Here is a 12,396-nt window from a genome sequence, read left to right as displayed (position 1 = left end):
GCCTAAAGACCGACCTACATTTCGAAGCTTCTGACTCGATAAAAATATTACAAACGCCATAAACCTGTGCAAAAATAACGCATTGCGTCGCCCATTCATGGTCGTCACAACCAAACAAAACAACCCTGTAGATCACCCATTCATGATCGACATCACCAAACACAACAACCCTGTAGGTCGCGGCTTTAGCCCGACATGGGCGTTAAAAACGCCCCAATACATTGATGTTACAAACAACGACAAAGGCGCTAAATTCAAAGATTCTGTCGGCCTAAAGACCGACCTACATTTCGAAGCTTCTGACTCGATAAAAATATTACAAACGCCATAAACCTGTGCAAAAATAACGCATTGCGTCGCCCATAAATGGACGACCTACATTTCGAGCATTGTGTCGGCCACAAATGGTCGGCCTACAGAGGCATAAGCTCAGTCACCGGAGGTTAGTTATGTGCGGCATTGTTGGTGCCATCGCTGAACGCAACGTCAGCGCAATTTTACTAGAAGGCCTCAAGCGTCTTGAATACCGCGGCTATGACAGCGCTGGTATGGCCGTTTACAGCCAACAACAGCAACTGCAACGCGTGCGCCGCACCGGTAAAGTCGCAGAGCTTGCACAAGCCTTACACACCGAACCACTCAACGGCCAAATCGGCATCGCCCACACCCGCTGGGCCACTCACGGTGTACCCAGCGAAGCCAATGCCCACCCGCATTTCTCCAGCACAGACCTCGCTGTTGTACACAACGGCATCATTGAAAACTATCAAGAACTACGCAGCGAGCTGCAAGCACAGGGTTATGTTTTCACTTCACAAACTGACACCGAAACCATCGTCCACCTGCTGCATCATTTGCAAAAAACTCATCATGATTTACTCGATGCTTTGCGCATTGCCGTCACTCAATTACACGGTGCCTATGGCCTGGCATTAATCAGCGCCAAGCAACCTGATCGCATTTTCGCCGCCCGCAGCGGCAGCCCACTGGTGATTGGTTTAGGTATTGGCGAGAACTTTTTAGCCTCTGATCCGCTGGCCTTGCGCCAAGTTACCGATCGTTTTATCTACCTTGAAGAAGGTGATATTGCGGTGATTGAGCGTGACAAACTGCAGATTTGGGATGCGCAAAACAATCCAGTCCAGCGCGAAGCGGTGCAGTATCTTGATCAAGCGGAAAGCGCTGAGAAAGGCAGCTACCGCCACTTTATGCTCAAAGAAATCTACGAACAGCCGCAAGCTGTGCAACGCACGTTAGCCGATCGCTTAGCCGCTGATCATGTCTTGCCTGCAGCCTTTGGTCCAGACGCCAGTACGCTGTTTGCTAAAGTAAAAAACATCCAGATTGTCGCTTGCGGCACCAGCTATCACGCGGGCATGGTCGCGCGCTATTGGTTAGAAGGCCTGACTAATACCCCTTGCCAAGTCGAAGTCGCCAGCGAGTTCCGTTACCGTCATGTCGCAGTGCAGCCCGACACTTTGTTCGTCACCATTTCCCAGTCCGGAGAAACCGCTGACACCCTCGCCGCCTTACGTCACCGTCAAGACAACGCCTACTTGGCCAGTTTGACCATTTGTAACGTCGGCACCAGCTCATTGGTACGCGAATCCGATTTGGCCCTGCTAACCCGCGCTGGCCCTGAAATTGGCGTGGCCTCAACCAAAGCCTTCACCACGCAACTGGTCGGCTTATTGCTCCTCACCTTGGCCATCGGTCGTGCACGACAAACACTCGCGCCAGCACAAGAGCACGAGATTCTTGATGCCCTTCGCACGCTATCCGCCAAGCTCAATGACGCCCTAGCCATCAGCGCAACGATTGAAGCCAAAGCCCAACTGTTTGCCGAGAAGCATCACGCGCTATTTTTAGGTCGTGGTGAGCAATTCCCAGTGGCCTTAGAAGGTGCGTTGAAGCTCAAAGAGATTTCCTATATTCACGCTGAAGCTTACCCAGCTGGCGAGCTCAAACACGGCCCACTGGCACTGGTCGACAGCGATATGCCCGTGGTCACGGTTGCGCCCAACAACGAGCTACTGGAAAAACTCAAATCCAATCTGCAAGAAGTCAGCGCCCGTGGTGGTCAGCTGTTAGTGTTTGCTGATCGTGAAGCGCAACTCAGCGAAGATGAACAAACCCAAGTGGTGAACATGCCGAGCATCCATCCGGTACTGGCGCCGATTCTCTACACCATTCCGCTGCAATTGCTGTCGTACTATGTGGCGGTATTGAAAGGTACAGACGTTGATCAGCCAAGAAACCTGGCCAAAAGCGTCACGGTCGAATAAATCACACGTTCGATAAGCTTTACCTGTGGCATGACAATAAAGTCGGTAACTTGACAATAAAGTTGGTAACTGCGGCTCTAAGTTGTTGATTTACTGTATGTGATACTTGAAAAACAGCTTGAAAGTTACCAACTTTATTTTTTCATGCGATTTTTTCGAGACAATAAAATGCGGCTTAGCGAGCAGATTTGTTACCAACTTTATTAGCACGCCACATGATGTGTGGCATGACAATAAAGTCGGTATGGGCTTGCCACAACCTCATAGGGAGCTGCTATTTTTTAATAAAAAAATTCGCAACTCTCGCTGATTCAAAATCAAGAGGGTCAATTACTTCAACTTGAAGCGTTGCCAGTTGACACTCAATATGTTGCTTACAGGATAAAGCCACACGCTTACCAAGCCGAGCGGGGGCTGGCGGGGTACTTTGTCGAACACTTCCTAAAAAATAAGTGTGTTCATCTGATTGAACCTTAAACTATTGGACTGAGCTTGAGCGTGTGCCGTCTGCGTTGAGTATTTGCTCACCATCTTCTTTGTAGTAAGGACCCTTTGGCCAGCTCTCAAGCAAATCGAGTACCACTTCGCTGGGTCGACAAAGCTTTACACCTTTAGGGCTACAAACAATCGGGCGATTGACCAATATTGGATGCTTTACCATCGCCTCAAGAATCTCCTGATCAGACACATTATCGGCCAACAATCCCAGCTCGGCGGCAGGCGATTTAGTGGTACGCAAGGCCTGTTGAGGGGTTAAGTTGGCGGCAGCAAATAACCCAAGTAACTGCGCACGTGTCCAGCCGTCTTTTAGGTACTCAATGACTATCGGTGAGTAGCCAGCATCCTGGATAATTTTGAGTGCATTACGTGAAGTGCCGCATTCGGGATTATGATAAATAACCAGCATAATGTGTCCTTTAAGAGGATTGCTCTGCTACGGCAGAAGCTGGGAAATGATGACGTGTTTTATTCGCAAAACGCACCAACGCGAGCATTAAAGGCACCTCAACTAACACACCAACGACAGTGGCCAGCGCTGCTCCTGATTGCAGACCAAATAGAGCAATAGCTACCGCTACCGCCAATTCAAAAAAGTTGCTGGCCGCAATCATTCCAGCTGGGGCGGCCACATTATGAGGAATACGCCATGCTTTAGCCCAACCGTAAGCAATAGCAAACACCAATACTGTTTGGATAATAAGTGGGATAGCAATCAGCACAATATGCAATGGATTAGCAATAATGACATCGCCTTGAAATGCAAATAACAGCACCAAAGTGACGATCAATCCAACAGGTGTAATCCAAGAAACACGCTTCAGGAACACATCGTTAAACCACGCCAGGCCTCGGCGCTTGATAACACTATTTCGCACCCAATAACCGGCCGCTAGGGGTATGACGATATACAGCAGCACCGACAACAACACTGTGTCCCAAGGCACCTGGATATTAGAAATGCCAAGCAGTAAAACCACGATAGGGGCAAAGGCGACTAGCATAATCAAGTCATTCACGGCGACCTGCACCAAGGTATAAGCGGCATCACCTCGGGTTAGATAGCTCCACACAAACACCATCGCCGTACACGGTGCTGCCCCTAATAAGATCGCACCAGCTAAGTATTCGCTGGCTATGGCAGCAGGTAGCAATGGTTTGAAAACCACCATAAAGAAAAACCAAGCGACTGCGAACATCGTAAAAGGTTTGATCAGCCAGTTTACGCTCGTGGTAATCACCAATCCTTTGGGTTGCTTGCCTACATTTTTAATCGAGCTAAAGTCGACTTGCAGCATCATTGGAAAAATCATTGCCCAAATCAGTACAGCCACCGGTATGGATACTTGAGCATACTCAAAGCGCGATAAAGCTTGAGGAATAACTGGCGCAAACTGCCCTATCAAAACACCCGCGATAATGGCTAAAGCCACCCAAAGGGTAAGGTAGCGTTCAAATAACCCCATGCCCTCAGAGGTGCTTGGAGCATTTTCTGATTTAACTGTTGCCATCAAACTGTCCTTAAATTGAGCGTTGATTGACGCGCTGACTGAGTTCTTCTGCGCTCTCTACACGCTCTGAATAACGATCAGTCAAGTAAGGTGCATTGTTGCGCAGCAATAAAGTGAACTTCACCAGCTCCTCCATGACATCCACGATTCGGTTGTAGTAAGGCGAGGGTTTCATACGATTATTTTCATCGAACTCAAGGTAAGCTTTGGCAACCGATGATTGGTTTGGGATGGTGAACATCCGCATCCAGCGACCCAATACTCGGAGCTGATTCACCACATTAAAAGATTGAGAACCGCCACACACCTGCATAACAGCTAAGGTTTTCCCTTGTGTGGGGCGCACAGCACCGAGGCTAAGTGGTATCCAGTCGATTTGGCTTTTGAAAATGCCTGTCATCGCACCATGCCGTTCCGGTGAGCACCAGACTTGACCTTCCGACCACACCATTAAATCACGTAATTCTTGCACCTTCGGATGCGATTCATCTGCAGTGTCAGGCTGCGGTAAACCTTCAGGATTAAAAATACGCACCTCGGCGCCCATGTGTTTGAGCAATCTTGCGCTTTCTTCAACAACCAAACGACTGAATGAACGCTGACGCAATGAGCCGTATAACAGTAAAATTCGTGGTGGGTGGCTAGAATCTAGCGTAGAAAACTGATCCTGACTGGGTAAGCTAATCTGCTCAGTAATAAGATTTTCTAACTGATTATTTGTCTGCATTGTTATTGCTCTCGTTATCGCAAGCACTGCTGCTATGAATACTGTCAAACAGAGCTATTGCGTCGGCAAATAGCGCTGGATTATTTTCAATTGAGGAAGTGATGACCTTGTATGCCCAGTTTGGCAAGCTAGAAGAAAAGCGGTAATACACCCACTTTCCGCGTCGCTCACTTTGCAAAATTCCGCACTTGCGTAATTGCGCCAAATATTGCGAGACTTTTGGCTGCTCTTGATTTAGTGCAACCTGGATCTCACACACACACGCCTCCCCTACTCTTTGGATCAAGCAAAGGCAGGTGAGCCTGTTAAGATCTGAAAGGCATTTTAAGAACTGAATCAAATCCATCGAAATACCGCCGCTGGCTCAATACATTAAGAATTTTACATATTAAAATAATTGCATATGAAGAATGAAGTGTCAATAATAAAAGTGCCGACTACAAACCTATAACCAGTTCATCTGAGCTCTTCTTACTGACTCTCTAGTAAACATGAGCGGTTGACCTGCATGGGTATCGATGTGGTGATTCCAATATTTTATGACCTTAAGTACCTTTAACATCGGAAACACTGCTAATCATCCTGCCATACTCCATAGGATTGGCAGTAGTGGGCTTGCTGGAATCGATGATGACAGCAACGATTATTGATGATTTAACAGATACCGACAGTGATAAAAACCGTGAGTGTAAAGGTCAAGGTATCGCCAATATTGGCACAGGATTAAGGGCCGATATGGCAGGCTGCGCTATGATTGGGCAATCTATAATCAATATTCAATTAGGCGGTAAAGGACGTTTATCTGCCTTTTCTGCTGGAGTTTTCTCGTTAATTTTAGGTGAGTAATAGTTAATGCGCTGGGCCGCTGGTCACTTTTTAAGTGCCAGCGCCCAGTGCAGCACTGTGTTACAGCATACGCCCCAACACACCATCCTTTTTCACAAAGTGATGCAACAGAGCAATACCCGCATGACCCAGCACCAGAATAAGCAGCGACCAAGCGATCAGCGAGTGCGCACTGCCAAGCGTGGCCAACCAGCCTATTTCAGCGCCACCACGAGCAATCAGACCGAGCCCAAACGGGTTCCAGCCATAACCATTACCGATCATGATCATCAAGCCGGTAATCGGCAGCAGAAGCATTCCGAGGTAGAGCAATCCGTGACCGGCTTTGACCAAAAACGCAGTGCTCGGGTCCTGCTCTGGGCGATTATTCTTTTGCGTAGCGGCCCAGATCAGACGTAGCACAATCAGCACCAATAACAGCGAGCCAATAGAGACATGCCAAGACACAATATTCTCACCAATCCAATGCTCGCCATCATTAATACGATCGAAAAACTTCATAAACTGCCAGATAATTAGCAGTGCCATACCCCAGTGAAAAATCCGGGTAATACTGCCGTAACGCTCTTTGGAATCATACATGTCTTGCTCCTATCACTCTGTCTATTGGTTTTATTACGCTTGCTGCCAATCAATAACCAGCTCCTCCGTGCTGGCCATGCGACGCAGATGATCTGCGACAACCTCTTGCAACTGCGATATATGTTCGATATCACTGTGCAATTGCACCTGCAGTATGTCTGTACAACGCATGTGGCAGAGACCCAATGGCAGCTCAATACTGCCTTGCTGCTCGCCCAGCTCAACCGGAAACTTGTGCCCCCAGTGTTTGCACAAGCGTGTCATCAACCGCACCGGCTGTAGCGTGTGGATCGCGGCGGTAGATTTCAATGTTAAGGGTTGTTTATTCGTCATATTTTTTGTCTCTGATGGCTCCAGCTATCAACCGAAGCGAAAGGCTGAAATGGTGGTTTCCATAATATGTTCTGAATAGATTTTCTGCCCTTCTGATTGATAACCGGCCCCCGCGGCGACCATAAGCGGAATCAGATGCTCTTCGGCCCGCGGCGGATGGCACTGGCGAGCTTGCGGAGCCTGTTCCCAGTGACTCAACAGCTGCTCACGTTGCGGTGGTGGGCTTTCCACCGCAGCGGTCAGCCATTCATCAAACTCATCCGAGATGGCAGAGAAGCTGGTATCTCCATACGCGCGCATGTTGTGGAAGCTCATACCGCTGCCGACGATCAGCACGTTGTCGTCGCGCAACCCCGCCAATGCACGTCCTGCGTCCAGATGCGCCTGTGCGTCAAAATCGGCACGCAGTGATAACTGGATCACCGGAATATCTGCCCCTGGAAACATCAGTTTCAACGGAATAAACATCCCGTGATCAAAACCACGATGGGCATCCACCTGCGCAGGCAGCTCGTCGGCGTTCAACAGGTCGGCCAGCTGCTGCGCCAGTTGCGATTGGCCGGGCGCCGGGTAGGTGAGTTCATAGGTGTGCGGCGGAAAGCCGTAATAATCGTAGATCAGCTCTGGCCGGGCATGCCCGGTAACACTGAACTGCGGCTCTAGCCAGTGCGCCGAGACCAGTACGATAGCCTTGGGTTGCTGGGGCAGGGTGGCCGCTATGCCCTTAAAGAAGTTACCCATGCCCAGCCAGGTATCCGCCGGATTCCAATCCATAAAGAAACAGGGGCCAGCACCGTGGGGAATGTACAACACCGGTTGGCGTTCATGTTTGTTGCTGTTCATCGGAAGCATCTCGTTTGTTTGCATATTCAACAGTATAAATCTCGTCCATAACGATGAGAACTAGCATCTTGGGGCAGGCTCATGTCGGCCAATGTTTAGCGAGCCTGATCAAAGTGCAAGGCCACGCCTCAAGCGATGCTCTCGACAATTCCACCTTCTACTCGCAAGGCTGTTCCCGTGGTGGCACTGGCTTGGGGGGACGCAGCGTAGACACAGATGTTGGCCACTTCTTCGGGGCTGGCAAAACGATGTAGCAAGGTGGAAGGACGGTTTTCTTTGAGGAAGATACCTTCCATTTCCTCGGCAGACACACCGCGCTCGGCGGCCAGGTCAGCCATCATCTGAACCGCGCCCTCGGTGCGGGTCGGCCCCGGCAGAATGGTGTTGACCGTCACCCCGGTTCCCGCCAACACCTTGGCCAAACCACGGGACAGACCTTGCAGAGCACTCTTGCTGACGCCGTAGTGCACCATTTCAGTAGGGATGTTCAGTGCCGATTCACTGGAGATAAACTGGATGCGACCCCAGCCACGCTCGCGCATGCCCGTGGCGTAATGGCGAGACAGACGGACACCGCTCATGATGTTGACCTGGAAGTATTCGTCCCACAAGGCATCGTCAATATCAAAGAATTCTCTGGCACCGTAGATACCCAGGCCGTTGACCAGAATATCCGCCTCGGGCTGGGACGCAATCAGTGCTGCGGTTCCCTCGGCTGTGCCGGGGTCACAGACTACACCGCGGGCATCATCCCGGCCAGCATCGGCACACACCTTGGCGACGGCGACATCTACCCGGCTCTGGTCACGACCGACGACCGTTACCTGGGCGCCAGCCCTAGCCAGGCCAGTGGCAATTGCCAGCCCGATACCTCCGGTGGAACCGGTAACGATGGCCGTCTTTCCTGAAAGATCAATAATCATGCTGTAATTCCTCTAAGTGACTTATGTGCATGACCAACAGTATAAATACCACCTATAACCATGAGAACCGGTTAAGATGAACCAAGACTTCATACTAATAGTAGGCAATCAAGGGTGAGCTGAATGGATCGCATAACCAGTATGCGGGTATTTGTTCGTGCGACCGGCGCTGGCAGCCTGTCCGCCGCGGCCCGCCACTTGGGCATGTCACCGGCGATGGCGACCAAGCATGTGAATGCGCTGGAAGCTCGGTTGGGGGTGAAGCTGTTTCACCGTACCACAAGACGTCTGAGCCTGACCGAAGCGGGCAGCGATTACCTGGAGGCCTGTCAGCGTATTCTGCCAGAGATTGATGAAGCCGAAGCCGCGGCGACTTCCCAGCGCATCAAGGCCACCGGGCTGTTGCGGATGAACGTGCCGTTGTCTTTTGGTACCCGGTTCATTGCACCGCTGATTCCGGAGTTCAGCCATCGGCATCCGGAGGTGAAGGTTGAGCTGGGGTTGAGTGACGCCCAACTCGATCTGATCGCCGGTAGTTGGGACTTGGCTATCCGCATTGGCCGTCTGGCGGCTAGCCCACTGCAAAGTCGGCGTCTGGGTGACAGTGAGATGCTGGTGTGCGCGTCCGCGGATTATCTGGATCAGCGCGGCGTGCCGCGACAGGTCGGCGATCTGGCCCAGCACAACTGTCTGAGCTACACCTTGTCAGCCAGGCAGGACAGTCAACATTGGGCGTTCGGCAGTCAGGGCGAGTTACGGGTGCCGGTCAATGGCGACCTGGTGGCCAACAATGGCGATGCGCTGCTGGCCGCGGCCGTGGCGGGGCAGGGCATCATCTATCAACCGCATTTCATTGTGGGCGAGGCCGTGGACCGGGGGGAGTTGGTGGCACTGGAACTGGATGAGCCAGTGGTCGAGTTGGGCGGTATTCACGTGCTCTACCCGCCTGACCGCCGGCCGCCAGCCAAGGTGCGGGTGATGATCGACTATCTGGTGGAGGCGTTCGCCAACACACCGCCTTGATGGAACCGGCTGCTATGCGTGGCAAGAGCGATCGGAAAGAGCCCGCAGAATCCCGCACGATGAGGTTGGCGCCGTGCTCTCGCACTTCTGACGTAACGTCATCAGGTGCTGCTTTAATTGCATTAATTCTTCGACGCGTATCTCTACCGCGCGAATATGCTCATCCAGCAAAATATTTACGTCGCCGCAATCCTCGTCAGGCGCATCCCGGAACCGAAGCAATGTCCGCACTTCGCCCAAAGCCATATCGAGCGTACGGCAGTGCCGGATAAAGCGCAGACGTTCAATGTGCTTTTCGCCATACAAACAATAATTACCTTCGCTGCGGGAAGGTTCTGGCAACAGCCCCTCTTTTTCATAATAGCGAATGGTTTCTACGGTGGATTCTGTGCGCTTGGCAAGCTCGCCGATCTTGATGGGCATGATGGCCTCTATAATCTATAACATTAAAGTCACTATAAGCTTCCGTAGTGGAAAATCAATCTCATTGAATGGCTGTAGTGGAGACAGGGCGCTTGACTCTGAAGCCACTAGAGGGTTCATGATGACGTCATTCAATGGAGAAATGCTCATGCAATATCGTATTGAAGGTATGGACTGCGCCAGTTGCGTCGGCAAGATTGAGACGGCGCTGACGCGCATGCCCGGTGTTTCTGATATTCGGCTGAACTTCGCTACCGAAAAACTGGAACTGACGCTGGCATCTGATGCTGCCACTCAGGCCGGCGATATCGAAAAAACCATCAAGAGCCTTGGCTTTGGCGTATCCGCGACCCCGCAGACTGCACACCACCAGCGTTGGTGGCAAACCCGCAAGGGCAAGCAGGTCGTCGGCCTCGGTATGCTGATGGGTGCCGCCTACGCGCTGGCGCTGTTTTTCCCCACTTACGGAGCCTGGGTGTTCGCTGCCGCGGTGATTGTCGGTGTTTATCCATTTGCCCGCAAAGCACTGGCGCTGGGCCTGTCTGGCACGCCTTTTTCGATCGAGACGCTAATGTCCGTAGCCGCACTGGGCGCTCTTGTGATTGGTGAGGCCGAAGAAGCAGCGGCTGTCGTATTCCTGTTCTCGATCGGTGAGCTGTTGGAGAGCGTGGCGGCTGGCCATGCCCGTGCAGGCATCAGAGCTTTGGCGTCGCTGGTACCGAAAACGGCGGTTCTGCTCGATGCTCTGGGCGGGCAGCGCGAGGTTGCTGCAGCCTCGCTGCGGGTGAATGACCATGTGCTGGTGCGCCCAGGCGATCGGGTGTCCGCTGATGGCGTGATTATTCAGGGCTCGTCCAGTCTTGATGAGTCGCCGGTAACGGGCGAGTCCGTCCCCTGCGCCAAGACGACGGGTGACCATGTGTTCGCCGGTTCGATCAACGTCGATGGGGTACTTGAAGTGCGTGTAGAAAAAACTGCGGCCGACAACACCATTGCGCGCATTATTCAACTGGTGGAACAGGCGCAAGCATCCAAAGCACCCACCGCCCGCTTTATTGAGCGATTCAGCCGCTACTACACACCCGCGGTGATGGCGCTTGCCGCATTGGTCGTTATCCTGCCACCGCTGGTAATGGGCGGTGATTGGTCAACCTGGTTGTATCGCGGGCTGGCGCTGTTGCTGATTGCCTGCCCTTGCGCACTGGTTCTGTCCACTCCAGCGGCTATCGCTTCGGGGCTGGCGGCTGGCACCCGCCGTGGATTACTCATCAAAGGCGGTAGCGCCCTGGAAACCATTGGCCGGGTGAAGACCGTCGCTTTCGACAAAACTGGCACCCTGACCGAGGGCAAGCCGCGCGTCACCGACGTCGCTGCCTTCACACAGCAAAGCGGCGAGGAAATACTGGCGCTCTTTGCCAGTGTCGAGTCCGGCTCTAACCACCCGCTTGCCAAAGCCATTGTGGCTCATGCTGAGGCGGCCGATACCCTCATCCCCACTGCATCGAATGCCTCTGCCACCGCCGGTAAAGCCGTGCATGCGACCGTGGCCGGACGCGCTCTGGCCATCGGCTCACCGGTCTACGCCGCCCAGGCAGCCATACTTTCTACAGAGCAACAAGCACAAATAGAGACGCTGCAAAATGACGACAAGACTGTTTCGGTGCTGTTCGATGAGCAAAGCCGCGAAGCGCTTGGTTTGGTAGCGCTGCGGGACGAATCGAGGGACGACGCGCAACAGGGTGTGGCGCAACTCAAAGCCATGGGCGTGCGCTCCGTCATGCTCACTGGTGACAACCGCCGCACCGCCCAGGCCATCGCCGGCCACCTGGGTATGGAATGGCAAGCCGAACTGCTGCCCGAAGACAAGCTGCACCTGATTAATGAGATGAAACTCAACACCAAGGTCGCCATGGTCGGCGATGGCATCAACGACGCACCTGCACTGGCAACCGCAGATGTTGGTATCGCCATGGGCGGAGGTACCGACGTTGCCATCGAAACCGCCGACGCCGCGCTGCTGAAAAACAGTGTGACCGATGTGGCTCACCTCGTTGCACTATCGCGTGCAACTGTAATCCCCCCATTTTCCACAGTGCTCATTTGTAGAATTTAAGCTGCCTGTAATAACTGCCTTGGCGGTACTCCTCCGATAGCAGTGTGAGGGCGTTCGTTGTTATACGTCCAAAGCCATTGTGTAGCAAGTTCTTGAGCCTGTTCAATGCTGTCAAAGATGTTTAAATCTAACCATTCATGACGCACTGTTCGGTTAAAACGCTCAACATAAGCATTCTGTGTCGGTTTGCCTGGTTGGATATACTGCAAGGTAATTTGCTGCTCTTTAGCCCAGTCCTTTATTGTTTCAGAAATGTACTCAGGGCCATTGTCACAGCGTATTGCGTTTG

General features: G+C 52.2%; 13 protein-coding genes and 1 pseudogene. 4 read left to right on the top strand and 10 right to left on the bottom strand.

Going from position 1 to position 12,396, the window contains the following annotated elements; all coding sequences use genetic code 11:
- Positions 1-449 precede the first annotated feature (449 nt).
- Complete coding sequence (gene glmS / locus H591_RS0114300; protein ID WP_022967646.1) at positions 450-2,285, top strand: glutamine--fructose-6-phosphate transaminase (isomerizing); 1,836 nt, start codon at positions 450-452, stop codon at positions 2,283-2,285.
- Between the two features lie 478 nt (positions 2,286-2,763).
- Here glmS and arsC read toward each other — a convergent pair whose 3' ends face one another.
- From arsC to H591_RS15570, 4 genes are read right to left on the bottom strand one after another with little or no spacing between them, the layout of a single operon-like run.
- Positions 2,764-3,192 (bottom strand): arsenate reductase (glutaredoxin), encoded by a 429-nt coding sequence (gene arsC / locus H591_RS0114290; RefSeq protein WP_022967645.1) that lies wholly within the window; start codon positions 3,190-3,192, stop codon positions 2,764-2,766.
- 10 nt (positions 3,193-3,202) lie between these two features.
- The gene (arsB, locus tag H591_RS0114285) at positions 3,203-4,294 is read right to left on the bottom strand and encodes an ACR3 family arsenite efflux transporter (RefSeq protein WP_022967644.1); all 1,092 of its coding nucleotides are present in this window, start codon (positions 4,292-4,294) and stop codon (positions 3,203-3,205) included.
- A 10-nt stretch (positions 4,295-4,304) separates the two neighbouring features.
- The gene (gene arsH, locus H591_RS0114280; RefSeq protein WP_022967643.1) at positions 4,305-5,021 is read right to left on the bottom strand and encodes an arsenical resistance protein ArsH; all 717 of its coding nucleotides are present in this window, start codon (positions 5,019-5,021) and stop codon (positions 4,305-4,307) included.
- Positions 5,008-5,367, bottom strand: coding sequence for a metalloregulator ArsR/SmtB family transcription factor (locus tag H591_RS15570; protein ID WP_022967642.1), 360 nt, complete (start codon positions 5,365-5,367; stop codon positions 5,008-5,010). The genes arsH and H591_RS15570 overlap by 14 nt, the downstream gene beginning before the upstream one ends.
- Before the next feature lie 203 nt (positions 5,368-5,570).
- On the opposite strand from H591_RS15570, the pseudogene H591_RS0114270 reads away from it, so the two are divergent.
- A pseudogene (locus tag H591_RS0114270) lies at positions 5,571-5,858 on the top strand (SulP family inorganic anion transporter); the annotation flags it as partial.
- A gap of 69 nt (positions 5,859-5,927) precedes the next feature.
- Here the strand turns inward: H591_RS0114270 and H591_RS0114265 are convergent.
- The 4 genes from H591_RS0114265 to H591_RS0114250 form a co-directional block, all read right to left on the bottom strand.
- Entirely contained in the window at positions 5,928-6,449 is a 522-nt protein-coding gene (locus H591_RS0114265; RefSeq protein WP_028244460.1) for a cytochrome b, read from the bottom strand.
- A 33-nt stretch (positions 6,450-6,482) separates the two neighbouring features.
- Positions 6,483-6,782 (bottom strand): DUF2218 domain-containing protein, encoded by a 300-nt coding sequence (locus H591_RS0114260; protein ID WP_033421168.1) that lies wholly within the window; start codon positions 6,780-6,782, stop codon positions 6,483-6,485.
- Between the two features lie 27 nt (positions 6,783-6,809).
- Complete coding sequence (locus tag H591_RS0114255) at positions 6,810-7,634, bottom strand: DODA-type extradiol aromatic ring-opening family dioxygenase (RefSeq protein WP_022967640.1); 825 nt, start codon at positions 7,632-7,634, stop codon at positions 6,810-6,812.
- A gap of 119 nt (positions 7,635-7,753) precedes the next feature.
- On the bottom strand, positions 7,754-8,548 hold the full coding sequence (locus H591_RS0114250; protein WP_022967639.1) for an SDR family NAD(P)-dependent oxidoreductase: 795 nt from the start codon (positions 8,546-8,548) through the stop codon (positions 7,754-7,756).
- A 123-nt stretch (positions 8,549-8,671) separates the two neighbouring features.
- Between H591_RS0114250 and H591_RS0114245 the strand changes: the two genes are divergently transcribed.
- Complete coding sequence (locus H591_RS0114245) at positions 8,672-9,571, top strand: LysR family transcriptional regulator (RefSeq protein ID WP_022967638.1); 900 nt, start codon at positions 8,672-8,674, stop codon at positions 9,569-9,571.
- A gap of 12 nt (positions 9,572-9,583) precedes the next feature.
- Here H591_RS0114245 and cadR read toward each other — a convergent pair whose 3' ends face one another.
- Positions 9,584-9,994: a Cd(II)/Pb(II)-responsive transcriptional regulator gene (gene cadR, locus H591_RS0114240; protein ID WP_022967637.1), complete on the bottom strand. Its 411-nt coding sequence runs from the start codon at positions 9,992-9,994 to the stop codon at positions 9,584-9,586.
- A 118-nt stretch (positions 9,995-10,112) separates the two neighbouring features.
- On the opposite strand from cadR, the gene H591_RS15565 reads away from it, so the two are divergent.
- Positions 10,113-12,107, top strand: a complete 1,995-nt coding sequence (locus H591_RS15565; RefSeq protein WP_232362444.1) for a heavy metal translocating P-type ATPase — start codon at positions 10,113-10,115, stop codon at positions 12,105-12,107.
- On the opposite strand, the gene H591_RS0114230 is transcribed toward H591_RS15565, so the two are convergent.
- The coding region (locus tag H591_RS0114230; RefSeq protein WP_022967635.1) for an IS3 family transposase at positions 12,104-12,396 on the bottom strand (293 nt) is incomplete at its 5' end. The two genes, H591_RS15565 and H591_RS0114230, sit on opposite strands and share 4 nt — an antisense overlap.

Origin of the sequence: Denitrificimonas caeni DSM 24390, assembly GCF_000421765.1 — a bacterium.
GTDB lineage: Bacteria > Pseudomonadota > Gammaproteobacteria > Pseudomonadales > Pseudomonadaceae > Denitrificimonas > Denitrificimonas caeni.
The sequence above is the reverse complement of the archived record's forward strand: the minus strand, read 5'-3'. Positions and strand labels throughout refer to the sequence as shown.

What these genes read in the sequence shown, in the direction of transcription:
- H591_RS0114260 (WP_033421168.1), bottom strand. Translation starts at nt 6,782, where the DNA reads ATGACGAATAAACAACCCTTAACATTGAAATCTACCGCCGCGATCCAC.
- cadR (WP_022967637.1), bottom strand. Translation starts at nt 9,994, where the DNA reads ATGCCCATCAAGATCGGCGAGCTTGCCAAGCGCACAGAATCCACCGTA.
- arsB (WP_022967644.1), bottom strand. Translation starts at nt 4,294, where the DNA reads ATGGCAACAGTTAAATCAGAAAATGCTCCAAGCACCTCTGAGGGCATG.
- arsH (WP_022967643.1), bottom strand. Translation starts at nt 5,021, where the DNA reads ATGCAGACAAATAATCAGTTAGAAAATCTTATTACTGAGCAGATTAGC.
- glmS (WP_022967646.1), top strand. Translation starts at nt 450, where the DNA reads ATGTGCGGCATTGTTGGTGCCATCGCTGAACGCAACGTCAGCGCAATT.
- H591_RS15570 (WP_022967642.1), bottom strand. Translation starts at nt 5,367, where the DNA reads ATGGATTTGATTCAGTTCTTAAAATGCCTTTCAGATCTTAACAGGCTC.
- arsC (WP_022967645.1), bottom strand. Translation starts at nt 3,192, where the DNA reads ATGCTGGTTATTTATCATAATCCCGAATGCGGCACTTCACGTAATGCA.
- H591_RS0114255 (WP_022967640.1), bottom strand. Translation starts at nt 7,634, where the DNA reads ATGCTTCCGATGAACAGCAACAAACATGAACGCCAACCGGTGTTGTAC.
- H591_RS0114245 (WP_022967638.1), top strand. Translation starts at nt 8,672, where the DNA reads ATGGATCGCATAACCAGTATGCGGGTATTTGTTCGTGCGACCGGCGCT.
- H591_RS0114265 (WP_028244460.1), bottom strand. Translation starts at nt 6,449, where the DNA reads ATGTATGATTCCAAAGAGCGTTACGGCAGTATTACCCGGATTTTTCAC.
- H591_RS15565 (WP_232362444.1), top strand. Translation starts at nt 10,113, where the DNA reads ATGATGACGTCATTCAATGGAGAAATGCTCATGCAATATCGTATTGAA.
- H591_RS0114250 (WP_022967639.1), bottom strand. Translation starts at nt 8,548, where the DNA reads ATGATTATTGATCTTTCAGGAAAGACGGCCATCGTTACCGGTTCCACC.